This window comes from Polynucleobacter sp. 35-46-11, from assembly GCF_002281105.1.
The window spans coordinates 1-1,202 of record NZ_NCFJ01000667.1 but is presented as its reverse complement, the minus strand read 5'-3'; the positions used below and the strand labels follow the sequence as shown (position 1 = coordinate 1,202).

3 protein-coding genes are annotated in these 1,202 nt (G+C 45.0%); all 3 read right to left on the bottom strand.

Annotation, left to right across the window (positions count from 1 at the left end; translation table 11 throughout):
• Positions 1 to 548 (bottom strand): tRNA 2-selenouridine(34) synthase MnmH (mnmH, locus tag B7Y67_RS18615; RefSeq protein WP_293599907.1); only part of this gene is annotated, 548 nt, incomplete at its 3' end.
• Between the two features lie 8 nt (positions 549 to 556).
• On the bottom strand, positions 557 to 976 hold the full coding sequence (locus tag B7Y67_RS18610) for a thioesterase family protein (protein WP_293599906.1): 420 nt from the start codon (positions 974 to 976) through the stop codon (positions 557 to 559).
• 27 nt (positions 977 to 1,003) lie between these two features.
• Positions 1,004 to 1,202, bottom strand: a 199-nt coding sequence (locus B7Y67_RS18605; RefSeq protein WP_293599905.1) for a sulfur transferase domain-containing protein, incomplete at its 5' end; no start/stop codon positions are given.

Below are 1,202 nucleotides of genomic sequence, written 5' to 3'. Positions count from 1 at the left end.
CGATGAATAGCCAATCCCTCAAGATCAATTATCTGCTGACCCAGCGAGCCAATCTCCTGAAGAATGCGAGTCTTGCCGCTACCAGTCATGCCAGCAATCACCTGAAAAGAAAAATCTTTAGCAGCTTGATCTAAACCATCAATCACAACACGCCGAAAGCCTTGATAGCCATTCTGCAATTGCAAAGCTTTCCAGCCAATACGATTGAGGATATGGGTGAAGGCACCACTGCGCTCACCACCCCGCCAGCAATAAATTAAAGGACGCCATTCTCTTGGAAAGTCGATGAGAGAGTGTTCTAAATGATTGGCAATATTGCGGGAGACATAGGCAGCACCTAATTTCTTTGCAGCAAAAGGTGATACTTGCTTATACAAGGTGCCGATCTCAATGCGCTCATCATTACTTAAGACCGGAAGATTAATAGCGCCAGGAATATGATCCAAAGCAAATTCAGCTGGAGACCTGACATCAATAATGGCATCAAACTGATTTAAAGATGACGCCAGCTTTTCAGTGCTAAAAATATGTGGATTGCTGGGTTGCAAACAATATCCTATCGTAGCTTACTGATGACATCATCAGGCCAAGGCGAGGATTTACCGGACTTTAGATCAACCCACACCATGGTTGCTCCACCGACTGCAGCCATCCTGTCAGGGTCCGTAGTTAAAGCCATCGTAGTAAAGACATCCAAACTGGAACGACCGATATTTCCGATATAGGTTTTTAAAATCAAATCGCCTGGGTAGGAAAGCTGTTGATAGAAGTTGCAAAAGCCATTCATCATCAGCATAGACTCGTCACCAGGCGCGACGTTGTAACCAAGAGAAGTAATCCACTCTACCCTAGCCTGTTCCATGTAACGAAAGTACACCGTGTTGTTGACATGGCCATATGCATCCATATCGCCCCAACGAATCGGCATATTCATCTCATGAACAAACTTTTTCTCCTCTGGGATCTCTATGCGCATGAATTCTCGCTGGCAATCAAAGATGAATCAACGAACTTGTAGCGCCATTTGGTACAAATTCGTAGAGCGAGCACCAGAACGGCAAAAAGCCAATATGGGGCCAGGCATTGTTTTGAGTAAACGCGCCATTTCAATAACTTGATCCTGCGTAAACGCACCTGGGATGACGGGCAAAAAAGCATAGTTCAAGCCTAAAGCTTCAGCTTGAGCTTGAATTTGAGCATTC

Coding starts and splice junctions, on each gene's coding strand:
- B7Y67_RS18610 (WP_293599906.1), bottom strand. CDS start 976: ATGCGCATAGAGATCCCAGAGGAGAAAAAGTTTGTTCATGAGATGAAT.